The sequence below is a fragment of the Providencia sp. PROV116 genome, assembly GCF_028482485.1.
Taxonomy (GTDB): Bacteria; Pseudomonadota; Gammaproteobacteria; order Enterobacterales; family Enterobacteriaceae; genus Providencia; species Providencia rettgeri.
This window is the reverse complement of sequence record NZ_JAMPQO010000010.1, coordinates 118992-144504: the sequence shown is the minus strand read 5'-3', so window position 1 is coordinate 144504 and position 25513 is coordinate 118992. Positions and strand designations below refer to the sequence as shown.

23 protein-coding genes and 1 riboswitch are annotated in these 25513 nt (G+C 40.0%); of the genes, 12 read left to right on the top strand and 11 right to left on the bottom strand.

The window, feature by feature from the left end; genetic code table 11:
- The first annotated feature begins 2 nt into the window (after positions 1-2).
- The 6 genes from leuB (at position 3) to PSE72_RS07730 (ending at position 7344) form a co-directional block, all read left to right on the top strand.
- Positions 3-1091, top strand: coding sequence for a 3-isopropylmalate dehydrogenase (leuB, locus tag PSE72_RS07755; RefSeq protein ID WP_198641432.1), 1089 nt, complete (start codon positions 3-5; stop codon positions 1089-1091).
- Position 1092: 1 nt separating this feature from the next.
- Positions 1093-2496, top strand: a complete 1404-nt coding sequence (gene leuC / locus PSE72_RS07750; RefSeq protein ID WP_004913219.1) for a 3-isopropylmalate dehydratase large subunit — start codon at positions 1093-1095, stop codon at positions 2494-2496.
- A 7-nt stretch (positions 2497-2503) separates the two neighbouring features.
- A complete protein-coding gene (gene leuD, locus PSE72_RS07745) occupies positions 2504-3109 on the top strand; it encodes a 3-isopropylmalate dehydratase small subunit (protein ID WP_109912697.1) in 606 nt (201 codons plus the stop codon).
- A gap of 500 nt (positions 3110-3609) precedes the next feature.
- Positions 3610-5289, top strand: a complete 1680-nt coding sequence (gene sgrR, locus PSE72_RS07740) for an HTH-type transcriptional regulator SgrR (protein WP_198641431.1) — start codon at positions 3610-3612, stop codon at positions 5287-5289.
- A 560-nt stretch (positions 5290-5849) separates the two neighbouring features.
- Positions 5850-6536, top strand: a complete 687-nt coding sequence (gene mutH, locus PSE72_RS07735; protein WP_198641430.1) for a DNA mismatch repair endonuclease MutH — start codon at positions 5850-5852, stop codon at positions 6534-6536.
- 76 nt (positions 6537-6612) lie between these two features.
- The gene (locus PSE72_RS07730; RefSeq protein WP_272690942.1) at positions 6613-7344 is read left to right on the top strand and encodes a TerC family protein; all 732 of its coding nucleotides are present in this window, start codon (positions 6613-6615) and stop codon (positions 7342-7344) included.
- Here PSE72_RS07730 and PSE72_RS07725 read toward each other — a convergent pair.
- On the bottom strand, positions 7341-7589 hold the full coding sequence (locus tag PSE72_RS07725; RefSeq protein WP_198641429.1) for a helix-hairpin-helix domain-containing protein: 249 nt from the start codon (positions 7587-7589) through the stop codon (positions 7341-7343). The genes PSE72_RS07730 and PSE72_RS07725 overlap by 4 nt on opposite strands.
- A 164-nt stretch (positions 7590-7753) precedes the next feature.
- Here PSE72_RS07725 and PSE72_RS07720 point away from each other — a divergent pair, with 164 nt between their 5' ends.
- Both PSE72_RS07720 and PSE72_RS07715 read left to right on the top strand, forming a co-directional pair.
- Positions 7754-8620 carry an alpha/beta fold hydrolase gene (locus PSE72_RS07720; RefSeq protein ID WP_198641428.1) on the top strand — a complete coding sequence of 289 codons (867 nt, stop codon included), beginning with the start codon at positions 7754-7756 and terminating at the stop codon, positions 8618-8620.
- A 372-nt stretch (positions 8621-8992) separates the two neighbouring features.
- Entirely contained in the window at positions 8993-9469 is a 477-nt protein-coding gene (locus PSE72_RS07715) for a hypothetical protein (RefSeq protein ID WP_217007915.1), read from the top strand.
- Between the two features lie 72 nt (positions 9470-9541).
- On the opposite strand, the gene PSE72_RS07710 is transcribed toward PSE72_RS07715, so the two are convergent.
- From PSE72_RS07710 to speA, 3 genes are all read right to left on the bottom strand, one after another.
- Positions 9542-10321, bottom strand: a complete 780-nt coding sequence (locus tag PSE72_RS07710) for an acetoin reductase (RefSeq protein WP_115166867.1) — start codon at positions 10319-10321, stop codon at positions 9542-9544.
- A 336-nt stretch (positions 10322-10657) separates the two neighbouring features.
- Entirely contained in the window at positions 10658-11578 is a 921-nt protein-coding gene (speB, locus tag PSE72_RS07705) for an agmatinase (RefSeq protein ID WP_109912701.1), read from the bottom strand.
- A 442-nt stretch (positions 11579-12020) separates the two neighbouring features.
- Positions 12021-13925, bottom strand: coding sequence for a biosynthetic arginine decarboxylase (gene speA / locus PSE72_RS07700; protein ID WP_004262076.1), 1905 nt, complete (start codon positions 13923-13925; stop codon positions 12021-12023).
- Positions 13926-14645: 720 nt separating this feature from the next.
- Between speA and metK the strand changes: the two genes are divergently transcribed.
- Positions 14646-15797, top strand: a complete 1152-nt coding sequence (gene metK, locus PSE72_RS07695; protein WP_004262078.1) for a methionine adenosyltransferase — start codon at positions 14646-14648, stop codon at positions 15795-15797.
- A gap of 174 nt (positions 15798-15971) precedes the next feature.
- On the opposite strand, the gene PSE72_RS07690 is transcribed toward metK, so the two are convergent.
- From PSE72_RS07690 to PSE72_RS07680, 3 genes are read right to left on the bottom strand one after another with little or no spacing between them, the layout of a single operon-like run.
- The gene (locus PSE72_RS07690) at positions 15972-16382 is read right to left on the bottom strand and encodes a DUF6691 family protein (protein ID WP_004262080.1); all 411 of its coding nucleotides are present in this window, start codon (positions 16380-16382) and stop codon (positions 15972-15974) included.
- 4 nt (positions 16383-16386) lie between these two features.
- Complete coding sequence (locus tag PSE72_RS07685; RefSeq protein ID WP_115166866.1) at positions 16387-16824, bottom strand: YeeE/YedE family protein; 438 nt, start codon at positions 16822-16824, stop codon at positions 16387-16389.
- Between the two features lies 1 nt (position 16825).
- Positions 16826-17152 (bottom strand): ArsR/SmtB family transcription factor, encoded by a 327-nt coding sequence (locus PSE72_RS07680; protein ID WP_004262083.1) that lies wholly within the window; start codon positions 17150-17152, stop codon positions 16826-16828.
- Between the two features lie 106 nt (positions 17153-17258).
- Between PSE72_RS07680 and PSE72_RS07675 the strand changes: the two genes are divergently transcribed.
- The gene (locus PSE72_RS07675; protein ID WP_115166865.1) at positions 17259-17792 is read left to right on the top strand and encodes a SprT family zinc-dependent metalloprotease; all 534 of its coding nucleotides are present in this window, start codon (positions 17259-17261) and stop codon (positions 17790-17792) included.
- A 32-nt stretch (positions 17793-17824) separates the two neighbouring features.
- Here PSE72_RS07675 and PSE72_RS07670 read toward each other — a convergent pair whose 3' ends face one another.
- Positions 17825-18895 carry a magnesium transporter gene (locus tag PSE72_RS07670; protein WP_004913251.1) on the bottom strand — a complete coding sequence of 357 codons (1071 nt, stop codon included), beginning with the start codon at positions 18893-18895 and terminating at the stop codon, positions 17825-17827.
- 73 nt (positions 18896-18968) lie between these two features.
- Positions 18969-19140, bottom strand: a riboswitch (M-box (ykoK) riboswitch).
- A gap of 585 nt (positions 19141-19725) precedes the next feature.
- Between PSE72_RS07670 and PSE72_RS07665 the strand changes: the two genes are divergently transcribed.
- A complete protein-coding gene (locus PSE72_RS07665; protein WP_004913253.1) occupies positions 19726-19962 on the top strand; it encodes a HEAT repeat domain-containing protein in 237 nt (78 codons plus the stop codon).
- 101 nt (positions 19963-20063) lie between these two features.
- On the opposite strand, the gene hcr is transcribed toward PSE72_RS07665, so the two are convergent.
- The gene (gene hcr / locus PSE72_RS07660) at positions 20064-21068 is read right to left on the bottom strand and encodes an NADH oxidoreductase (RefSeq protein WP_004913257.1); all 1005 of its coding nucleotides are present in this window, start codon (positions 21066-21068) and stop codon (positions 20064-20066) included.
- Positions 21069-21143: 75 nt separating this feature from the next.
- Complete coding sequence (gene hcp / locus PSE72_RS07655) at positions 21144-22796, bottom strand: hydroxylamine reductase (protein ID WP_115166864.1); 1653 nt, start codon at positions 22794-22796, stop codon at positions 21144-21146.
- A 305-nt stretch (positions 22797-23101) separates the two neighbouring features.
- On the opposite strand from hcp, the gene clcA reads away from it, so the two are divergent.
- Positions 23102-24499 (top strand): H(+)/Cl(-) exchange transporter ClcA, encoded by a 1398-nt coding sequence (clcA, locus tag PSE72_RS07650; protein WP_004913264.1) that lies wholly within the window; start codon positions 23102-23104, stop codon positions 24497-24499.
- 71 nt (positions 24500-24570) lie between these two features.
- Here the strand turns inward: clcA and tehB are convergent, their stop codons facing one another.
- Positions 24571-25458 (bottom strand): SAM-dependent methyltransferase TehB, encoded by an 888-nt coding sequence (gene tehB, locus PSE72_RS07645; protein WP_115166863.1) that lies wholly within the window; start codon positions 25456-25458, stop codon positions 24571-24573.
- Positions 25459-25513 lie beyond the last annotated feature (55 nt).

Genomic DNA, 25513 nt, shown 5'->3' with positions numbered 1-25513 from the left:
CAATGTCTAACTATAAAATTGCCGTATTACCGGGAGATGGCATCGGTCCAGAAGTGATGGCGCAAGCTCACAAGGTTTTAGCCGCTATCAGTAAACGTTTTGCAATAACAATTAACACCACTGAATACGATGTTGGCGGCGCGGCAATCGACAAACACGGTGAACCGTTACCGCAGGCTACAGTAACAGGTTGTGAGGAAGCTGATGCGGTATTATTTGGCTCTGTCGGTGGGCCTAAATGGGAACACTTACCACCCGATAGCCAGCCTGAACGTGGTGCATTATTACCTTTACGTAAGCATTTTAAATTATTCAGTAATTTACGGCCTGCTCGCTTATATCAAGCATTAGAAGCATTTTGCCCATTACGTGCAGACATCGCAGCTCAAGGTTTCGATATTCTTTGTGTCCGTGAATTAACCGGTGGGATTTACTTCGGTCAACCGAAAGGCCGTAAAGGTGAAGGCCAAGAAGAATATGCATTTGATACTGAAGTTTATCACCGCTATGAAATCGAACGTATCGCACGTATTGCTTTTGAATCGGCTCGCAAACGTAATAACAAAGTCACATCAATCGACAAAGCAAACGTGTTGCAAAGCTCAGTATTATGGCGTGAAGTGGTCAACCAAATCGCTCAAGAATACCCAGATGTTGCCGTCAGCCATATGTATATCGATAACGCAGCAATGCAAATGATCAAAGCCCCATCTCAATTTGATGTAGTGTTATGTTCTAACTTGTTCGGCGATATCATTTCTGATGAATGTGCGATGATCACTGGCTCCATGGGCATGTTACCTTCTGCGAGTTTAAATGAAGCTGGATTTGGTTTGTATGAACCTGCGGGCGGCTCTGCACCAGATATTGCTGGAAAAAATATTGCTAACCCAATTGCACAAATTTTATCTGCTTCCATGCTGTTAAGATTTAGCTTAGACCAAACGGATGCGGCAGATACCATCGAGCGTGCAGTCAATAAAGCCTTAGAAGAAGGTTATAGAACATCAGACTTAGCAGGTGCAGGTCAGTCAATAAGTACCAGTGAAATGGGCGATATTATTGCTCGTTATATTGCAGAAGGGGTTTAACATGGCCAAGACTTTATATCAAAAATTGTATGATGCCCACGTTGTCCGTGAGGTCGAAAATGAAATCCCTTTGATTTATATCGATCGTCACTTGGTACATGAAGTGACATCACCTCAAGCATTTGATGGTTTGAGAACTAAAAAACGCCCATTGCATCAACCAAGTAAAACATTTGCCACCATGGATCACAACGTATCGACGCAAACCAAAGATATTAATGCTTGTGGCGATATGGCTCGTATTCAAATGCAAGAGTTAATGAAAAACTGTAAAGAGTTTGGCGTAACTTTATATGATTTGAATCACCCATACCAAGGTATTGTCCATGTGATGGGGCCCGAGCAAGGTATTACTTTGCCGGGAATGACTATTGTGTGTGGAGACTCCCACACCGCAACACACGGTGCATTTGGCTCATTAGCCTTTGGTATCGGGACGTCAGAAGTTGAGCACGTGATGGCGACTCAAACACTGAAACAAGCACGCGCTAAAACAATGAAAATTGAAGTCGTCGGCAAAGCTCCTGCTGGCATTACCGCAAAAGATATCGTTTTAGCGATTATCGGTACAACTGGCAGCGCAGGCGGTACTGGCTATATTGTCGAGTTTTGCGGTGAAGCCATCGAAAACTTGAGCATGGAAGGCCGTATGACGGTATGCAACATGGCTATTGAATTAGGTGCGAAAGCGGGGATTATCGCACCAGATGAAACCACCTTTGCCTATATGAAAGGTCGCCAATTTGCACCTAAAGGCCAACAGTGGGACGACGCGGTTGCGTATTGGAAAACGTTAAAAACTGATGATGATGCACAATTTGATAAAGTCATTACTATTCAAGCAAGTAGCATCGCACCACAAGTCACATGGGGAACTAACCCGGGGCAAGTAATTGCCATTAACCAACCGATACCTGCCCCAGAATCATTTGCAGACCCTGTTGAGCGAGCTTCTGCTGAGAAAGCATTAGCTTACATGGGGTTAGAGTCCGGTATTAAATTATCTGATGTAAAAATTGATAAAGTATTTATTGGTTCATGTACTAATTCGCGTATTGAAGATTTACGTGCAGCAGCTGCAATTGCTAAAGGAAAAAAAGTTGCCAATGGCGTGCAAGCCATCGTTGTTCCGGGATCTGGCCCTGTTAAAGCCCAAGCGGAACAAGAAGGTTTAGATAAAATTTTCATTGAAGCGGGCTTTGAATGGCGTTTGCCAGGATGCTCTATGTGCTTAGCGATGAATAACGACCGTTTAAACCCTGGCGAACGCTGTGCATCAACCAGTAACCGTAACTTTGAAGGTCGCCAAGGTCGAGCAGGCCGTACTCACTTAGTTAGCCCAGCAATGGCGGCTGCAGCAGCGATTAATGGCCATTTTGCTGATGTACGTGATATTCAAATCTAAGGAGAAAATGATGGAAAAGTTTATTACACACGTCGGGATTGTTGCTCCTTTAGATGCAGCCAATGTGGATACTGATGCCATTATCCCTAAACAATTTTTGCAAAAAGTGACTCGCACTGGTTTTGGCCAACACTTGTTTAATGACTGGCGCTTTTTAGATGAGAACGGGCAACAACCGAACCCTGATTTCGTCTTAAATAAGCCAGTTTTCAAAGGGGCAAGTATTTTATTGGCTCGCGAAAATTTTGGTTGCGGTTCATCCCGTGAGCACGCACCTTGGGCATTGACTGACTTTGGTATTCAAGTGGTTATCGCCCCAAGTTTTGCTGATATTTTTTATGGTAACTCGTTCAACAACCAATTATTACCAATTAAATTAAGTGAAACCGAAGTCGATGAACTGTTTAACTATGTTAATGACCATGAAGGTTGCCAGTTTACGGTAGACTTAGAAGCTCAAACAGTAACTGCGGGTGATAAAACCTATCATTTTGAAATTGATAGCTTCCGTCGCCACTGCATGATGAATGGTTTGGATAGTATTGGTTTGACGTTGCAGCATGTCGACCAAATCAAGGATTTTGAGCAGCAAATCCCTGCATTCATGAGCTAAGATACTCGTCATATTTCACGTGGCGTGGGTGTTAGCATCGCTCGGCTACACGCCACATGAACTATTTAGAGTATCCCACATTCAGATTTTTTACTCCCATAAATGCGGAACCTGTCAATATTTACCAGCTTTACACTCCTTAGTCACTTCCCCATTAATTTCTTCCTGTATAATTAATAACAAAATAAGATTTTTGCTTTTAACTGAACAATTTTTTCTAAATAGTTCGCGTTATAGCAAGGCGGCAAGTGAGGATACGCCTAGGAGCATACATAAGTATGTGACTAGGGTAGCTGAACGAAGCTAACACAGCTATAACGAGAAATATGACGAAAAAATAAAAAAAAGCCGGTAAAAACCGGCTCGGTGATAATACACCATTACTCTAAATGGGGGAGTCGGCCTGCAACTGCAGACCAAACGAGCTACTTACTACCTTCTATTATCGTGAGAATTTAGGAAATTAAAATTGATGTATTTTTTGCCGGAGTTCCTCTTTTATGTCTAATTCGCGATTACAAACCCAATTCATTCGTCTCTGGCAACATTTTCAGGGCCAAGACAGTGAAACAACACTACAAGACATCGCTGATACGCTGTTTTGCTCTCGCCGTCATGTCCGTACTCTGCTTAATAATATGCAGTCACAAGGTTGGCTTAGTTGGCAGGCAGAGTCTGGTCGAGGAAAACGCTCTACCCTTATTTTTCATGTTAATGGCTTGGAGCTACAGCAGGCACAGGCTGAACAACTACTCAAAGAAGAAAGTATTGAAAAACTTGTCGCCCTAGTGGGTGATAAGGAAACCATTCGTCAAATGGTATTGTCTGAACTGGAACGCAGCTATCGACAAGGTAAGAATTTATTACGAATTATTTATTATCGAGATTTCCCGACATTGCTTCCTGGTGCGCCAATGCGCCGCTCAGAAATTCACTTGATGAGCCAAATATTTAATGGCCTTACCCATATAAATGAGGAAAAAGGGGAAGTAGAAGATGGCCTTGCCCACCATTGGCAATCCACCAGCGATACCCAATGGCGTTTTTATTTACGCCCCGCTATTTATTTCCATCATGGGCGAGAAATGGTTACCGACGATATTATTTATTCCCTTTTACGCTTAAAAACCTGTTGGCCGCTATTCTCACATATTCAATCCGTTAGCTCACCGCAGCCTTATGTCATTGATATCACGTTAAGTGAGCCTGATAAACAACTACCTTGGTTATTAGGTAGCCACCATGCCGCCATTTTACCGAAAGAGTGGGAGAGCCTCGAAAACTTTAGCCGTTGCCCAATCGGCACTGGCCCTTATCAAGTAGAAAAAAACTTGCCACAAAAGCTGACCATTACGGCTTTCGACCGCTATTTTGGCTATCGTGCGCTACTCGATGAAGTGACCATTTGGGTGGTTCCTGAACTCTCTGAGCAAATGGTCTGTACAACATTAAAAATGGATGGTGATAAGCACCATAATGGCTCGCTCGAAAGTCGTATGGAAGAAGGCTGTTATTTCCTGTTAATGGATCAGCGTTCACCGATAGCTCAGCGTGAAGATGTTCGTAAGTGGTTATGTAGCTTTTTAACCCCTGTCAACCTACTTGCACATTGCGAACCTTTTTATCAGCGCCATTGGGCACCTGCTTATGGCCTGTTACTCCATTGGCATCACAGTAAAATGCTAACCTTGTTTCCCAAGCCTGAAGATTTAACTGAGCTTACTGTCACTTTTTATCGCCACCACCATGAGTTCTATGCAATTAGCCAAATTATGAAACGGGTTTTACAGATGCAAGGTGTGGAACTTAAGATCAATATCATTGATTACGATGATTGGTTTAATGGCAATGGAGAAAGTGATATTTGGTTAGCAACAGCTAACTTTTTTAAACCTCTCGAATTTTCCATCTTTGCAACCTTGTACGAAATGCCATTGCTACGACAATGCCTTAATAACACTCTCAGCAATGAACTTAATCAGTGGCGTAATAACCAATTAGATGTCGAAGCTTGGTGTGAAAGTTTAGTTGACTCGCAAATTTTTCACCCTGTTTTTCATCATTGGCTTGAATTGCAAGGCCAAAAAACCATGCGCGGTGTACGAATGAATACCTTTGGCTGGTTTGATTTTAAATCTGCGTGGTTTAAACCCTCTGAGGATAACCTAGAAAAATATTGATAGTTATAAACAGATGAAATGAATAATAAGGATGTTATTCACTTTTTCTGTGGATATCCATGTGAACAACCTCATGGTAATCAGGGTATATCCCCAAGCCGTTTTTTTATCAAAAAAAAGCACAATTGAATAATCACTGATAAATCAAACAAGTAAATAACAAAATAGCCTTTTATCCACTGACGACTTTTTTAACTAAAATGCTTAGGACTTTAACTGAGCAAAGATCAAACAACGTTGTATTTATCCACAAGATATGTGCTTAACTTACTCATATTTTGTGATTTGCGTCATAAAAACCGTTTCGTCAAGGCTGTAAATACACACAGTAATCTCTGTTTTTCACAGTTATCCAGAAATCCTGTGGATAACCTAGTGCATGATCCTGTGATTATCTTGGGATGAACTTGAATAACCTCTGTAATAATTTATAACTTGGATGAATAAATGATATTATACCCCTATATATCAGATAGTTAAAAATACCAAAGAAAAAGTGTTATACTTCTTGAGTTATATGTATTTTCACTGGCTACTTTTTATACATTACTATTCAAACCATGACGCCATTTATTGCACCACCACCCCCTGATAACGAAGCGACCTTAATGAGCCGAGCGCAAGCTCTTGCTGGCTACACGCTTGGTGAGCTCGCCCAACACGCTGCTATCCCTATTCCTCCGGATCTCAAGCGCGATAAAGGCTGGGTTGGTATGCTATTGGAATATTATTTAGGCGCGAGTGCGGGAAGTAAGGCAGAGCAAGATTTCGCCCATATTGGAATTGAATTAAAAACCATTCCGATTGACCGGTATGGTGTTCCACTTGAAACCACTTTTGTTTCTGTTGCACCGTTAACAGGAAACAGTGGTTTAACATGGGAAAATAGCCATGTTCGCCGCAAGCTGTCCCGTATTTTATGGTTCCCTATTGAAGGGGAAAGGCAAATTCCACTCTCACAACGCAGAGTCGCAAACCCATTAATTTGGAGCCCGTCCCCGCTTGAAGAACGGTTGCTGCGGCAAGATTGGGAAGAGTTAATGGACCTCATTGTGTTAGGCAAAGTGGAAAGTATTACTGCACGTCATGGGCAGGTATTACAAATTCGCCCTAAGGCCGCAAACAATAAAGCACTAACAGAAGCTATTGGTGAGTTTGGTCAGCCTATTATGACGCTACCACGTGGTTTTTATCTTAAAAAAGATTTTACCGCGCCCTTACTAGCACGGCATTTTAGTTTAAGTTAGTCGCTAACCATCGCCTGTACCAAAGCAGACGATAAATTATTATCACTGTTTAATTCGTTAATTAGAAGGTACCAAGATGTTTGAGTGGATACTGGATCCCAATGCCTGGATGGCTCTCGCTACACTAACCATATTAGAAATTGTCCTAGGCATCGATAATATTATTTTCCTCAGTATTGTGGTGAGCAAACTTCCGAATCACCAACAAAATAGTGCCAGACGGACTGGGCTTATTGCAGCAATGGTGATGCGCCTTGCGTTACTGGCTTCTATTGCGTGGTTATCACGCCTTACCACTCCGCTTTTTACTGTCGCTGACCATGTGGTATCCGCTCGCGATCTCATATTATGTGCAGGTGGGATCTTCCTTATTTGGAAAGCAAGCCAAGAAATTTTTGATACGATTGAAGGAGAAAGTGAAAATAACCTAGCAAATAAAAAAGTGAGCTCATTTTGGGGTGCTATCGTTCAAATTGCTTTGTTAGACATTATCTTCAGTTTAGATTCCGTGATCACGGCCGTGGGGCTATCAGACCACTTATTTATCATGATGGCTGCGGTCGTGATCGCTGTGCTCATTATGATGCTTGCGGCCAAACCTATTGGCGACTTTGTTGAGCGCTACCCTTCTGTAAAAATCTTAGCCTTATCATTTTTAATTCTTGTTGGTTTCACCTTACTACTCGAAAGTGTTCAAGTTCATGTATCAAAAGGCTATATCTACTTTGCGATGTTCTTTTCCATAACAGTACAAGTTCTCAATATCTTGCGCAGTAAAAAATGGAAAATGAGAAACCAAACTGATTAAGATGGCAACCTAACCGCTTGTTTAGCCGCTAAAATAGCCCCTTCTACCGCTTTTTTCGCTTGTGGGCTATTTTTCCAGCAACTTGAGCCTGTTAATGCTGCCCCATAAATTAAAATTTCATCGTAGGAAGCTTCGCTCAATTGTGCAAATGAACTAAACCCCATTTGTTCTAAACGGCTAATCACTGTAGGCCCGACGCCTTTAACTGCCAACAAAATCTGTTTTTCTGATTCAGAAAATGCCATTTTACTCTTCTCATTATTAATGAATTGATATTTATTAAGATAATATTTTGCATTTTACCTATTTAATACTTTAAAATTGCAACTATAACAATGCCAGTTTTAATAATTATTAACTGACCTATCTTATCACCCAATCTGTACCTGCTCTGTGTTAGGAATTCACCATGTATAACACACCACTGACCAACACACATCAACACACGATGAAATTACCTGATAGCCGCCAATTTTGCTGGTTTGAATCAGGCCCTAAAACAGGTTTCCCTGTTGTTTTTTGTACAGGAGCAGGGATGAGTGGTTCATTAGGGTTTGGTCTGGATTTACTCGAACAACTGAACATTCGTTTGATTGTTCCTGAACGTGCAGGCCTTGGTGAATCCACATTTCACCCTGAAAAATCATTGAAAAGCTTTGCTATGGATGTTCAAGCACTGCTAAATGAGCAATCCATTACCCAATTTTCTGTCGTTGGTTTTTCTCAAGGTGCTATTTTTGCCATGGCTATCGCCCACTATTGCCAGCCTATTTCACTGTCTATTGTGTCTGGGCAAGACCAATTTGAATACCCTGCAACTCGCGCGATGCTCCGCACGGATGTCGTGAACATGCAAGAACAAGCTCTTAACACCCCTGAAGCCCTGTCAGATTGGCTATTAAAGAATGTCACTGGTGAGTGGCTGTTGGCATTTATTCTTAATTGCAGCGCAGATATTGACCAACAACTTTATAATGAAGAACAATTCCTTGATGCCTATACTGCGTGTATTCGACGAGCTTTTACCCTAGGTAATCAAGGTTATGTACAGGATTTATTACTCTCTTTACAGCCTTGGGGATTCACCCCTGAAGATATTCAATGCCCAGTTTCTTTATGGTATGGCCAATTAGATGTCAGCTCCGTTCATTCACCTGATTTTGGGCAAACACTGGCAAAACGCTTTCCTAATTGTGAACACCATTTATTTTCAGATGAAGGAGGTTCATTACTTTGGACACAGGCAATAACTATTTTAAAATCATTAAGTAGATAATAATTATTTATGATAAATTTAGTTATTACATTAATTAGAATAACATATGAAATATAAATTATACTTCCATTAAAGCTATTGTTAAAATAAAAAAAACCAATAACGTAGTTTATAAAAATGGAGATAAAATTATGGACAATACATCTAATATAAAGCCATCAATCAATGATATAAAAGGTGAAGAATTAAATATTAACAGAAATAAGGGACCGTTGCCCAAAAATTATTGATAATAAAGTACATTATAACTATAGTATATTAACGAATGGAATAAATGAACTTAATGCATATAAAGAATATTATCTCCCTAAAGCAATGCTACTTGTTGATGAGATGTATAAATTAGTGGATATCAGTTACGAACTAGATACAATGGAATCTATTGAAGAGCTTAAAAAAAGAGTTGAAAATGATGAATTGTCATTTTATAACATAAAGTTAGATACTAAAGTAAATAATTATATTGATCTCATAAATCCTAAATTTTACCCCAATACATTTAATCAAAGCTTATCTATTCCTAAGGATAAATTATGCGATTTACACAACACAATAAATTCACTTGAGAGCCAATTAACAAATGAATTTAACAATGGCATTAAAATTAAAAATGATTTCCTAAACACTATTTACTATAATAATAGAGATAATTATAATATGGAAAGAAAACATATATTTGCAGGAAGAAAAGGTAAACTTATACCCCAAGAAGGAAGTTTACTTATAGAACAAATAAATGTTTTCAAGCACCAAAAAGAAAATATAGCACTAATGCATAGAGAGGATGAGATTATACATAACCATCGTAGTTTTAGCATTGATGCCCAACAATCATTTTATCAAAGTTAACATATCTTAGTGCTAAAACCGTATCTAATAAATAAGATACGGTTTTTAATACAAATATAAGTGAGTACTTAATTAACGATACACAATCCCGCCATCAGTCAAAATTGATTGTCCTGTAATATAGTCTGAGTCATCACTCGCTAAAAATGCAACTAACCCCGCGACATCTTCAGGCGTTTGTGCTCGGCCTAATGCGATGCCCTCGACATATTTTTTATAGGTTTCACCTTTTGGCGTACCTGTGATTTCAGAGAAACGCTCATCAATCTCTACCCACATATCTGTCCCAACAATACCTGGGCAATAAGCATTCACAGTGATACCTGAACTGGCGTATTCTTTTGCCGCGGCTTGCGTTAATGCGCGTACGGCAAATTTTGTGGCAGAGTAAACACCTAACATTGCAAAACCATCATGTCCTGCAATAGAGGATGCATTGATGATTTTTCCTTTGTGTTTACGTTCTTGGAATTTTTCACTAGCAGCTTGAATGCCCCACATGGTTCCATCTACGTTGATTTTGAAGATTAAATCCATATCTTCTTGGCGAACATCAGCGATTGGCTTAACTTGTGCAATCCCCGCGTTATTAATCATTACATCAAAACCACCCAATTGAGCTTCTGCATGAGCCACCGCAGCAAAAACTTGGTCACGTTGACTGATATCTGCGGCAAATGTTGTTACTTTACGGCCTAACGCTTCAATTTCTTTGGCAACATCTTGGAGCTTGTCTTTTTTCAAATCCACCAGTGCGATATCAGCGCCTTCTTTCGCTAAACGCAATGCGATACCACGACCAATACCTTGAGCTGCACCAGTAACTAAGATAACTTTATTATTTAACGCCATACTTTTCTCCTACTGAATAATAGCCAAATTGACTAGTTCACCTTTAATATTAAGTTAGCAACAATAACAATAAGTTACAAAGTATTAATTTTAGCCTAATATTTGTTATTTATAAAAAATATTTCACTATTTACAAGGTTAATATGTTTTTTTTACCGTAGAAAAATACATATAGACGTAAATTACAAGATTATTGTTAATAAAAATCATTCTCAATTCAATAAGCAAAAAATGCGATTTATTGATTTTTAGTATAATTGATAACCACTTATATAAAATATGGACATAAAAAAGCCACCAATCGGTGGCTTAATGATGCAATTGAAAATAAATGACTTATTTTTTAGCAGCTTGGATATACAGCATCTCTAATGCGATAGATGCTGCGGCTAATGCCGTGATTTCAGATTGGTCATAAGCCGGAGCGACTTCCACTAAATCCATACCCACGATATTTAATGACTGTATTCCACGCAATAATTTCAATGCACGATCTGACGTTAAACCACCAATAACAGGGGTTCCTGTGCCCGGTGCAAATGCAGGGTCAAGGCAGTCAATATCGAAAGTCAGGTAAACAGGTAGGTCACCGACAATCTCTTTGATCTGCGCAACCATATCATCCACGCTACGATCATTCACCTGACCTGCATCCAATACAGTAAAGCCATTATCGCTGTCATGTTCGGTACGAATACCAATTTGTACTGAATGATTTGGGTCGATCAGACCTTCTTTTGGTGCATGATAGAACATGGTTCCGTGGTCAAATTTGCTGCCATTGCCATAGGTGTCAGTGTGCGCATCGAAATGAACCAAGGCCATTTTACCGAAGTGTTTTGCATGAGCGCGCAGCAATGGCAGTGTAACGAAATGGTCACCACCAAAGGTCAAGCAGCGTTTACCTGATTCAAGTAGTTTTTCAGTATGTGCTTGCAGTTTATCACTCATGTCTTGCGCATCACCGAAAGCAAACACCACATCACCACAATCGACGACATTTAAACGTTCGGTTAGTTTAAAGTTCCACGGCCAACGGTGACTTTCCCATGCAAGGTTAGTAGACACTTGGCGAATAGCGGCTGGCCCATGACGGCTACCTGCACGGCCTGAGGTTGCCATATCGAAGGGCACACCCGTGATCACCCACTCAGCGTCTGAGCTGTAAGGCTGAAAATTCAGCGGAAAACGTAAGAAACCAAATGCGTTAGAAACCAGTGAATTATCAACTTGATTGCCTAAAGTACTATTAATCATTTTTCTTCCTCAAATAGGCCAGCCCGTTAGCAAGCCCTTTTTATATTTGGTTCGAATAGTTTTACCTAATTAACTTCGTACAGTATAAATAATAAACAAATCATGTTATTTGCACAAAGTTATTATCTGTTCACTATCTTAATGCCCTATGAGTCATTTAATGCGCTAAATAGTTCATGTTGTGGCTAGGCGGCAAAATGAGCCAATCCCTAGGAGCATACACAAGTATGTGACCCAAATAACTGAGCGTTGCCACACCACCACCACTTGAAGCATAACGAACATTGAACACATTAATCTCATATATTAATGCGCTAAATAGTTCGTGCTGTCGCTAGGCGGCAAAATGAGCCAATCCCTAGGAGCATACACAAGTATGTGACTAGGGTTGGCAAATGTAGCCAACAACGCGACGGTGCGAAATATAACGCGCATTGAGCATTTATTCGTCTTCTAAATAAGTATACCCATATAGGCCATTCTCGAACTCTTCCACAAAGTCTTTTTGAAGTTGCTCACTTAAACCGGTGCCTTTTACTTGCTCTGTAAAGCTTTCTAGTAGGACTTCCGGTACTAATTTGACGTATTGCAGCATATCTGCCACAGAATCGCCCTCTTCACTTTGCAAGTAACGCAAGTTGCCTTGGCTATCAACCCAGACATCTATCGCGGCAGTATCACCAAATAGGTTATGCATGTTACCTAAAATTTCTTGGTATGCCCCAATCATAAAGAAACCTATCATTGGTGGGTTTTCTGGGTCATATGCAGGCATTGGCATTGTGGTTTCAACGCCATCACCATCAACGTAATGGTCAATAATACCGTCTGAGTCACAGGTGATATCTAACAGTACCGCGCGACGGTCTAATGGTTTATCTAACCCTTCAATCGGTAATACTGGGAACACTTGGTCGATTCCCCAAGAGTCTGGTAGCGATTGGAATAAGGAAAAATTCACATAAAACTTATCAGCCATGCGCTCTTGGAGTTCGTCGATTATCGGACGATGAGCACGATTACTTGGATCTAAATCCTGTTGAATACGGCGGCAAATATTTAGATATAACTCTTCTGCCCATGCACGTTGCGTTAAATCTAGTACGCCGTGTGCATACTGAGTGTGCGCTTCTTGTAAGTCGAACTGGCTATCATGCAGCCATTCACGTAATGAACGGCTATTACCTTGATGCTGCATTGACTCCCACGTTTCCCATAAGGAAATCAATGAGCGTGGTGCATCTTCATGAGGTGGTGTTGTTTTGGTAAATTCATTACGCTCAACACCAATTACATTGGAGACTAAAACGGTATGATGAGCAGTAAGTGCTCGGCCAGACTCTGTGATTACGGTTGGGTGCGGTAAATCGAATTCTTCACACGCATCCCCAATTGCCCAAATCACGTTGTTAGCATATTCATTTAAACCATAGTTGACCGAGCAATCGGATTGAGAACGAGTACCTTCATAGTCAACACCAAGACCACCGCCCACATCAAAGCACTGAATGTTAACGCCTAGGCGATGTAATTCCACATAGAAACGCGCTGATTCACGGACCCCCGTAGCGATGTCGCGAATATTGGCCATCTGAGAGCCTAAATGGAAATGAAGCAACTGTAAGCTGTCTAGGCGATTCGCATTGCGTAAAATTTCCACTAATTGCAGTACTTGAGTTGCAGCCAAACCAAATTTAGATTTTTCACCGCCACTTGCCTGCCATTTACCTGAGCCTTGGGAAGCCAAACGGGCACGAACCCCTAAGCGTGGCGTGACATTTAAGCTTTCCGCTTCTGCCAATACCATCTCAATTTCAGACATTTTTTCGATAACAAGATAAACCTTGTGACCTAATTTTTCCCCAATTAACGCTAATCGGATATATTCACGGTCTTTATACCCATTACAGACGATAACAGTCTGTGTTTTACCTGCGTTGGCTAAAACAGCCATTAATTCAGCTTTTGAACCCGCTTCAAGGCCGAGTGGCTCGCCAGAATTAACCAGCGATTCAATGACTCGGCGTTGCTGGTTAACTTTTATGGGATAAACCAGAAAGTAATCGCCTTTATAGCCATAAGACTCACGTGCGCGTCTAAATGCCGCGTTTATTGAACGTAAACGATGCTGTAAGATTTGCGGGAAACAAAACAATGCAGGTAAGCGTAAATGCTCCTGCTCTTCTTTAACCTGATTAACGAGGTCAGCTAAATCAACAAAGGTGTCAGGGTTCTCAGGATTCGGGCAAACACAGACATTTCCGCGCTCATTCACCTGATAGTAACCACCACCCCAATACGCGATGTTGTACGTCTGACGCATTTTGCGAGCGATATTATCATTCATAATAAACTCCTTTTATGGAGGGGTGAGTGACGCGTTCTCCTTCCTGATGCATGTCAGTGAGGACATAACACTGCAAGGCAGTTATGTCGGGGAAACGGCAATACTCAGATTTTAATAAAAAGTGCTTAGAACTTCTAAACAGTGACAATATACGACCTTAAGCTGACAGATTAATGACTCAGCCTCGAAGGTGTATTAAAGATGTGACGGTAACTTCGTGATGAAGTAAAGAATGACAGGAAAGTAAATGCCAAAGTCACGCGGCGATCCGCATATGACGGTTGGATACTGTTATTCAGTAGATTATGGATCATTACCCATTAACCCCCAATATAACTGTTTACCCTTTTAAAATTTCAATGTGGTAGCACTATTTTGGCAGTTTGACCTGTTGATTTAAGCTATATCACCTTATTTTTTTATTGAAATTCAAAAGTTTATAAACATTCCTGATAGATAGCAGAAGTTTTATATCATTCTGCTGGTATATAACGGGAAACAACAACCATCCGTTACGGTCGCAGTTTATACATCTATTGCGCTCAAAAAGCAAAACCAAAATGACTAAATTGCGATAAAACTTTACCCATTGCTGTTTTATGGCTCTATTCCTTTTTTGTATAAATACAGGTAGAAATTTTTACCGTATGGGACTAAAATAGCCGTCTAGATGTTAAAACATCCAATTATAAATTTGCGAATTCTTAAGGTATTAATCTCATGGCTACACATCTCTTTACTTCTGAGTCTGTATCAGAAGGGCATCCAGATAAAATTGCTGATCAAATCTCTGACGCAGTACTTGATGCTATTCTGGAACAAGACCCGAAAGCTCGCGTTGCCTGCGAAACCTACGTCAAAACAGGTATGGTAATGGTCGGGGGAGAAATCACCACCAGTGCTTGGGTTGATATTGAAGAAATCACGCGCAAAACTGTTCGCGAAATTGGCTACACCAGTTCCGAAATGGGCTTCGATGCCAATTCATGTGCTGTTTTAAGTGCAATTGGTAAACAGTCGCCTGATATCAACCAAGGTGTTGACCGTGTTGACCCATCAGAACAAGGCGCGGGTGACCAAGGCCTAATGTTTGGTTATGCAACCAACGAAACTGATGTATTAATGCCTGCTCCTATTACTTATGCACACCGCTTAGTTCAGCGCCAAGCGGATGTTCGTAAAAATGGCACGTTGCCATGGTTACGCCCAGATGCGAAAAGTCAGGTAACATTCCAATACGACAATAACAAAATTGTAGGTATTGATGCCGTTGTTTTATCTACTCAGCATTCTGAAGATATTCAACAAAAAGACCTGCATGAAGCGGTGATGGAAGAGATCATCAAGCCAGTTCTACCAGCAGAGTGGTTATCAAAAGATACCAAGTACTTTATTAACCCAACGGGTCGTTTTGTTATCGGTGGGCCGATGGGTGACTGTGGCTTAACAGGCCGTAAAATCATTGTAGATACCTACGGCGGTATGGCTCGCCATGGCGGTGGGGCATTCTCTGGTAAAGACCCATCAAAAGTTGACCGTTCAGCAGCCTATGCAGCACGTTACGTGGCAAAAAATATTGTCGCCGCGGGCCTCGCAGACCGTTGTGAAATTCAAGTTTCTTACGCTATCGGCGTGGCAGAACCGACATCGATTATGGTAGAAACCTTTGGAACAGGTAAAGTTGATGAGTCATTATTAATTCAATTAGTTCGTGAATTCTTTGACTTACGTCCTTACGGCTTAATCAAGATGCTTGACTTATTACATCCAATTTACCAACAAACTGCTTCATACGGCCACTTTGGTCGTTCACAGTTCCCATGGGAAAAAACTGACAAAGCTGAAGCATTGCGCGCCGCCGCAGGCTTGTAATCACGTCGGTAAATAAACCATATACAAAAAAGCCCATCTAATGATGGGTTTGAGGTTGTTGACAAAGCGGGATAAAAGCGTGGTTTTTTCCCGCTTTGTGTTATCAGCCGAAATCAATAAATTGATTTTCCTCGTTTATTTTCAAAACCGATTAGACTTGCGCTGAATTAACGGTTAATTTTTTTGCGTAAACTGGAAAATAGCCATTCCAGCAACCATCGCTAATGTAAATATTATCCCTTGTGTTAATCCCATTCCCGTTAACAATAATGCAGGTCCTGGGCAAATCCCTGCTAGCCCCCATCCCACACCAAATAACACACTTCCGGTGACTAGTTTTTTATCTATCGTTTGATTGGTCGGAATTTGCAATGGGCAATTTAGTACACTAACAGAGCGTTTTTTAACCCCTAAGAAAGCAATACCACTGATTACCATTCCAACTGCCATCGTAATTAATAAAGAGGGATCCCACGTTCCAGTAATATCTAAAAACGCTAAAATCTTTGCTGGATTTCCCATTCCGGCAATGACCAATCCTAAACCAAACAGTATCCCTGAAATTAATGCGATAAGAATAGGCATTGGTTTATCTCCCTATCCCATAATGGTTAGCTAATGCGACTGTCACAAAAGCAACAATCATAAAGACCAATACAGCAACAATTGAACGACGAGATAACCTTGCCATGCCACAAATCCCATGGCCGCTAGTACAACCACTTCCAAGCCGTGAGCCAAAACCAACAAACAGCCCAGCTAAAACTAAAATAGGTGTACTGGTTGCAATGCTAACTTCTGGTGTAAACGCCAACCAAGTAAATAGTGCTGGGGCGCTCATCAGACCAATAATAAAAGCGACTTTCCACGCAGTATCTCCCTTCGTTGGTTTTAGCAACCCACCTAAAATACCGCTAATACCCGCAATACGGCCGTTAAAAACTAATAAAATTGCAGCGGCTAACCCAATCAATACACCGCCAATTGCAGCAGACAGTGGTGTAAAATTAGCCCAATCTATTGTCATTTCATTTCTCCTTCACAGGGCAATAAAGCTGATATAACGTATTGAGCAACGTAAATAATTTTTCATCTGCTATCGCATAGTAAATGCGCTTTCCTTCTCGACGCGTCATCACTAAGCCTTCATTACGCAATACTGTTAATTGTTGAGAGAGTGTCGGTTGTAATATTCCTAACTGCTCTTCTAACTCACTAACGCAGGCTTCACCCTGTGTTAATTGGCATAATAAAATTAAGCGATCTGGATTCCCTAGTGTTTTCAATAATGAAGCCGTTTCTGATGCGGCCTGCTTCATCGCTAATAGTTGCTGTTCAGAGGTATTATTGGGCATATGTTATTTCTAATTAATATTATATAAAAATACAATATATGTTTTGATATAATATTTGTCAATTATTGCTTGTTTATGTCCATTACCTTCACGTATCCTTTACCCCATGAAAACAATCCGTGTTCCACTCTTTTTACAGCAACAAGTCATGCGCACATTGCGAGAAAAACTCGCACTTGCAGAGCATAAACTCGAACAGTCATTTTCAGAGCCAACGGTTAATTACAAACAACGGGGAACAACTGCGGGTAGTGCTTACTTAAAAGAATGGGAAATTCGCCTCAACCCCAGTTTACTCATCGAAAATACAGAACAATTTATTGATGAGGTTGTGCCTCATGAATTAGCGCATTTGTTGGTTTTTCATATATTTGGCCGTAAAAATATCGCACCACATGGCAAAGAATGGAAATGGATGATGCAACACGTACTGGAAGTCACAGCGAAACGTACACACAACTTTGCGGTTACGACAGTAAAAAGTAAAACTTTTCGCTACCATTGTGCCTGTGAAATGACTCATGAATTAACCATACGCCGTCATAACAAAGTGCTACGAGGTGAAAACCAATATTTATGTCGAAAATGTGGGGAAGTGTTAAAACAAGAAGAGGTTTTTGTCGCTGCGGCAGAAAATTAACCTTTCTGCCGCATCAAGTTTGAGGTGTGCGCTTAGGCAAACTCTGTCATCACTAATTTTGCGATTTCAAAGTAAATAATTAAGCCAGTTCCATCAATAAAAGTTGCAATGAACGGTGCAGAAACGACTGCTGGATCCACTTTCAGTTTTTTCAATACCATTGGAATAATCGAAGAAACAACCGCGCTCCACATTGTAATCGCAACGATGGTTAAGCTAACCACAATAGTCACTTCGTGGCCAACACCTAAAATCCATGCACGGATTAATGCCGCACCACCGATAGTCACCGCAACTAAAAATGAGGTTGAGACCTCTTTCTTTAGTACTGTGCCGAGATTACGTAAGCTCACCTCGCCCAGTGCCATTGCACGGACTAATGTTGATGTAATTTGTGTTCCACTATTACCGCCTGTACCAATCAACAGCGGAATGAAAAATGCTAACGAAATTGCGGCTTCGAGTTGTTCTTCAAATGCTTTTAATACAGTTCCTGTATACGCTTCGGCCACAAATAGCATCAACAACCAAACGACACGTTTACGCCATAAAGTTATAGGGCTTGTCGTTAAGTAGGGCTCATCTAATGGGGTGGTAGCGCCTTGTAGCTGCGCATCAAGTGTATTCTCATCTTCAATCAGTTCAGCGATATCTTGCGGACGCAAAACACCCATTAATTTGCCAAATTGCACCACAGGTATCATATCTAAACCACTATGATTAATCAGGTCATAAACATCATGACGTGATTGTTCTGGGGCAACAGAAAAATAATTGTGTCTCATGATATCAGACACTAATAAATTTTCAGGTGAAGCTAATAATGATTTAACTGAAAGAATACCATTTAAATAATTGTCGTTATCGACAACAAATAAATAGGTTGGGATTTGCTCGCCATCAAGGTGCTCAATAAGATTTTGTTTCACACAAGCTATTGAGTCTGCGACAGAGACTGGCAAATATGATTGGCTCATATAAGCGCTAACTGTTGCATCATCAACTTTTGGTGACGGTGTATTATTGTCTTTGAGGCGCGCGCCTTTCATTGCGGATTGAGCAATAGCAACTGCTCCCGCTTTGTTCTGGGTAGTGAATGTCATTTTTTTAGTCCCTATTACTGTTGGTTACTCAAACAGTACTCACATAGGGGCGAAACCAGATGAGAGAATGCGAAAGCTATCTCTTCGTCTCGGTTTTAGCACTATACAACGTATCCTGATTTAGCAGGAAGTTACATGGGGATATACCTTCGGTCGATATATCCTGTCCTAATCTTGGGCGTCTCTCGACGTCGTCAGATCAGTAACCTATGTTTGTATAGGAGCCTCGCCTAACGAGATACTGCACTTTGGATGCGGCGCGAATTATACCCATTGGTGAATTAATTGCCACCCTATATCTACGGTTTTTTACGCATGAGAAACTTATTGTTTAGGTTTCGTTTAAGTTTATATTAAATAAATCTTCACAAAGTAACAGAATGTAACTAATAATAAAATTAAATATTCAAATTAAAATAAATATATTTAGTTACTTATCAATAACCAATCCTTAGATAAATCTAAATAATATTTGTAATATTATTTAGTAAATCTTATCGATAATTAATCAAAACTTACCTGTCGATTTACCTTATAATACAAAAAAACAATATAAAGGAGTTAGCCTAATTAAATATAACTGAAACGCTTTATTAGAGTATATACAATCACTAATATTAATCACCTATTGGTTTTTTATATTAAAAATAATCAAACAAGTAAATTATGATATAAGAAAATACACTTATATCACTATTTAGTTCGACATTATCATTAAAAACTATTCTTTTAAATTGTTAATATTTAATTTCAGACATCAATACAGTATTAAATATCACAAGAATTATCTTAGAATATTTTTTATTTTATTTAACAGTGAAAGTTTTATTATGGATAAAGTAATTGTTGGAATGTTAACAAACTTAACATTTCGCGTAAATGATGAAATCAAAATTGCTGCCATTTCTGCTTTAGGAGATTTCAAAGCAACGATTGAGTATAATGATGCCATCATAAGAATCATAGACTTATGTCAAGACCCAAATAAAGAGGTTGCTGTGTCAGCGATTAATACACTCAGCAAATTATCTATTTATTTTTTACGTAGTTCACTACCGGAACATTAATTACACTCTCAATTCGAGTATTGTAAATAATTACTATGATTTATTTTATAATACTGTCCCATTAATAATCTAATGAGACAGTTTGCATATATTAAATAATTTTACGCTATTTCAGTGTCGCCCTGCAATTGGCAACTACACGCTAAAACATAACCTTCCGCTATTTCTGCTTCGGTTAATGTCATTGTACTTGTGGTTGTATAATTTCCTGACAGCACTTTTGTTTTACAACTTCCGCAAACACCCGCTCGGCAAGCCGCAATAACAGGTTGTTTATTTTGCTCCAGTGCAGATAATAAAGACGTCCCCACTGGGACTTTAAAATCGACCAATCGTTGACGAATTTTTAACGTAAGAATATCTTCACTATCAACAACTTCTGGTTCAGTAGAAAAACGCTCCATAAAGAAATGTTCAGCAGGAACACCTAAATTTGCAGCAAATTGCTGTGCATTTTTCATATAAGGTACAGGCCCACACGTCATCACAATTCGTGAATTAATATCGGGTACTAACGCTTTCAATTTCTCTTCGGTTAAACGCCCTTGAGCAATATCGCCATTATCTGGTGTTTCCGCCATGACACACAATTGCAACCGTTCTGGATATAACCGGACGAGCTTTTGCCACTCCTCAGCAAAAATAACTTGCTTATCATCGCGAACATTGAATAGCACTTTTACATGGGAATTTGGGCGATTCACCATCAGCCAACGTGTCATTGACATAATCGGTGTCACCCCACACCCAGCAGCTAACATCAAGTACTGCGAGTTTTGTAGATTGGCACAGGTGAATTCCCCTTGTGCTTCTGAAAGCCAAAGGTAGTCACCTTCTTTAACTGAGCGTGTTAGCCAATTTGACCCTTCTCCATCGTCTAACCGCCTGACAGTAATGGAAATAAAACGACTTTGTCCCGGTGATGATGAAAGAGTGTAAGCACGCATGACATCATCACTATTTTTAATACTGACCAAAGCATATTGACCGGGTGAATATGTATAAAAATCATGATTGATAAGGTTGATTGTCCAGACATCTGATGTTTCTTGAATAATAGAATGAACTTGCATTCTATTTGGACATAAACTACTTGGCATGGTCATCGCGCTACTCCTTTAAAGGGGGTCGCTGCCCCCATCTTTCACATCGTTTTTAAGCTTTTTCTATCGGTTTATTGATCATGCAGGTAAAATTTCTGCCAGATCTTGCTCAACTGTTGTAATACTTCGCATGCCAAATTTCTCATTTAACACATTCAATAAGTTTTCAGTTAAGAAACCAGGCGCTGTTGGGCCGGTATAAATATTTTTCACACCCAACGCTAATAATGTTAAGAGGATAACAATTGCTTTTTGCTCAAACCAAGACAGAATCAAACTCAATGGTAAGTCATTAATACCACAACCAAGTTTCTCTGATAGATTCACCGCAAGCATAATGGCAGAGTACGCATCGTTACATTGGCCCACATCCAATAAACGCGGAAGCCCTTCTAACGTACCAAAATCTAATTTATTAAAACGATATTTACCACAAGCGAGTGTAAGGATTAAGCAATCTTCGGGTACACTACGCGCAAAGTCCGTGTAGTAGCTACGCTCACCGCGGCTACCATCGCATCCACCAACGAGGAATACGTGACGTAATTTTTTCTGTGAAACTAAATCAATCACCGCATCTGCCGCACCGAGTAGTGTTTGACGACCGAAGCCAACTGTAATTTTGTGTTCGATTTCGGTATACGGGAAACCAGCCAGCGACTGAGCTTGAGCAATCATTGCAGAAAAATCATCACCTACTAAATGTTTTGCACCCGGCCAACCCACAATACTACGCGTCCAGATACGGTCTTTATAATCACCGACATCAGGGTCAATAATACAGTTAGAGGTCATCAAGATAGACCCTGGGAACTTAGCAAATTCCACCTGCTGGTTTTGCCAACCGCTACCATAGTTACCGACTAAATGCGCATATTTTTTCAGCTCTGGATAACCATGTGCTGGCAGCATTTCACCGTGGGTATAAACATTGATACCCGTACCTTCAGTTTGTTCTAACAACATTTTTAAGTCTTTCAGGTCATGACCTGAAATTAAAATACACTTCCCTGCGACTGGACGAACGTTAACTTCCGTTGGTGTTGGATGACCAAATTCGCTCGTTTCACCTGCATCCAAAATTTCCATGATCTTGAAATTCATCAGACCAATAGCCATCGCATTATCAAGCAGCTCATTCATATCTGATGGCAATGTTCCAAGCCAAGCCATAATTTCATGGTATTGGCCATAAACCTCATTATCATACTGACCTAAAACATGGGCGTGTTCCATATAGGCTGCCGCCCCTTTTAGGCCATATAGGCATAACATACGTAAACCGTGAATGTCTTCGCCGACTTCAGCTTTATCAATATCTAATGAAAATTGAGCCGCTTGTGCCTGTAGGGTTGGAATGTCAGTCCCATTTAATTGCAAATTAATTAATGGATGATTGAAAGCCACAACACTATTCACAGATTGACAGTGTTTGATTAATTTATCACGCAAATAAATAGCTTCACGGGCATAACCAATAATACGTTCTGAATCAAAGTTGACGTTAGTTAAAGTAGAGAAAAATGCGCGCGGAGCAAAACTATCAATATCATGGTCAATAATACCCAGCGAGCGAGCAGTGACTGCGCTTGCAGATAAGCTTTGCAATACAGCAACTAATAAATCTTGAAGGTCAGATGTTTCTGCTGTTTTACCGCACATACCCTGCGCGTATGCACAGCCATTTCCAGCTGGAGTTCTAATTGTTTGTTCACATTGCACACAGTACATGTTGTTAGCCTCTTAAAGTTGCATTTCAAATACAACATTAAGACTACGCTCTTTATTAGAATAAAAAAGTGGAATTATTCATTATCTAATGGTTTATTGATCTATATTAATATTCATTGCAAATGAGAACTATTCACAGCAATGAAAGTATGCTATTCGTGCTGCTGTTTTTTGTATTTCAGCTGCCTTGCTTAAATACACTATTTTGCATTTTATTTTTTTCCTGATACCGTTCTTACGGTAACTCTTGTTATACTTACCTATAAGTGTTTGTTATTCCATCGTATAAAGAGAATCCAATAAAGATGAGCCAGGTAAATTCAGCAAGTAAATCTATGATAAAAAGCCGGTTACGGATTTTTAAACGGTTAAAAGAATCAGATAAAACACCTGTAAAAATCTTACTACTCGCGGCACTCATTGGTGCTGCGGTCGGTCTTATCGGTTCTCTATTTGAAATAGGAACAACTTGGATTAGCAACTATCGCGTTCAATCAGTGAGTGAATGGGTTGCTCCAAAATGGCTGATGGTTGTTGGGATGTTTTTTATCTCGGCACTTCTTGCCATGTTAGGCTATTACCTAGTTAAACGGTTCTCCCCTGAATCGGGTGGGTCTGGGATCCCCGAAATTGAAGGTGCATTACAAGATTTGCGCCCCGTAAGATGGTGGAGAGTCATCCCAGTTAAGTTTATTGGTGGATTAGGGACATTGGGTTCAGGCATGGTGTTAGGGCGCGAAGGGCCAACTGTACAGCTTGGTGCGAACCTTAGCCAAATGTTTTATGATTTATTTCGTTTAAAAGATAATGAGTCGCGCCATACCTTACTTGCCTCTGGTGCTGCTGCTGGTTTATCTACAGCATTTAATGCCCCTTTAGCTGGCATTTTATTTATTATTGAAGAAATGCGCCCGCAATTTAAATACAGTTTAATTTCAATTAAAGCGGTATTTATCGGTGTTGTTACCTCCACCATTGTCTATCGGTTAATTAATGGGGAAGCTATTATATTAAATATCGGTCAATTCTCTTCTGCACCGATGAATACTTTATGGCTTTATTTAATTTTAGGATTAATGTTTGGTGTCATCGGTATCTGTTTTAATGGTTTTTTATTGTACCTACAAAGTAAATTTTTAGCATTTTACCAAAATAAAATTTCTCGCTTTGTATTGATGGGCGGGCTAATTGGTGGTGCCTGTGGTGCAATTGGCGTTTATCTTCCTGAAATTGTTGGTGGCGGCTATTCAGTGATCCACCAGATGGTTGCAGGCCAATTTACCATCACTTTATTATTCATATTTTTTGCTTTACGGTTTTTAACTTCGACGATTAGCTTTAGCTCTGGCGCTCCAGGGGGTATTTTCTCCCCTTTACTCGCCCTTGGTACCTTATTTGGTGGTGTTTTCGGCTACGCTGCCCTCGAAATATTCCCTAATTACCAAATTGAAGTGGGGACTTTCGCTATAGCAGGCATGGGAGCATTATTTGCCGCAACCGTCAGAGCACCATTAACTGGGATAGTTTTAGTTTTAGAAATGACAAATAACTACCAGTTAATCTTACCGATGATTATTACCTGTATTGGTGCCACAATGATAGCCCAATTTTTAGGTGGTAAACCGCTATATTCTGTCTTGCTCGAAAAGACTTTAGCCCGAAGCGAAAAAGAAACCGCTAATTCCGCCGCTAGCAAACCTTAACGATTAGAAATAAAAAAGAGTTGCCACCCACGGCAACTCTTTTACTAAGATAACCTATGCAAGTCTCTTACTTACTTTTTCCGTGCAATGAGTGTTGCAAAATTTAATTTAATACGATTACCTTGTGAATCAGTGCGGTGTAAATGACCAGGGTTTTCGTTATATTTTAAAATATCCCAATCCTTATAATACCCTTCTAGCTCCCCTGGTTTTAAGAAGCATTTAAATGGCACTAAATCCAGCGGTACATCTGGCGTTTCAACGGCACACACAATAACGTTAACTCCCCCTGGCAGGGTATGTTCTTGCATATTAGTAATAACATTGGCGATTTTTTCTCGCTGCAAGAACATTAGCACGACAGTGGAAATAATAAGTTCGTAGTTCTCTTGTATTTGGTGACTATTAATATCATAAACAGCCGTATGAATATTCTCTACCCCAGCTTGTTTTTTAACGAAGTCAATTGCTTGGATATGCTGAGGGTTGATATCTACCGAGGTTACGTCATAACCCTGTAAGGCAAGATAAAAGCTATTTCGGCCTCTTCCCGAGCCTAAATCTAATGTTTTACATGGCTTACTAAGGTGGTTCTCACACAGGTAACGCACTTCTGAATGTGGAGTCGTTAACCCGTGTTCTTTATAAAATTTCAGTTCTGGTTTGCATAAAAAAGCCAATTGGCATTCCATGTCATCACTACAAGCAGAAATACGATGCCAAACTTGAGGTTCGATAATAGGCGGCTGGTTATGAATATCAAAAGTAAAATGTTGTTCGCTGCCATCCTCATTAAAAATGATAAAATCTAAAGAGCCTTTTAGCACTTTCAACTGTGCATATGTATCTTCTTTTGTATTATGACGCTCTTGGAACATTAACGGTAAAGACGCTTTATTCCAAACCGGCATGGTTTTGTAACACACGAGATTATTCATATCATCACCAATAAGTTGCATTTTAAATACATCTTATACCGTTCGTTTGCTATCTGCAAAATATTCATGGATAAAT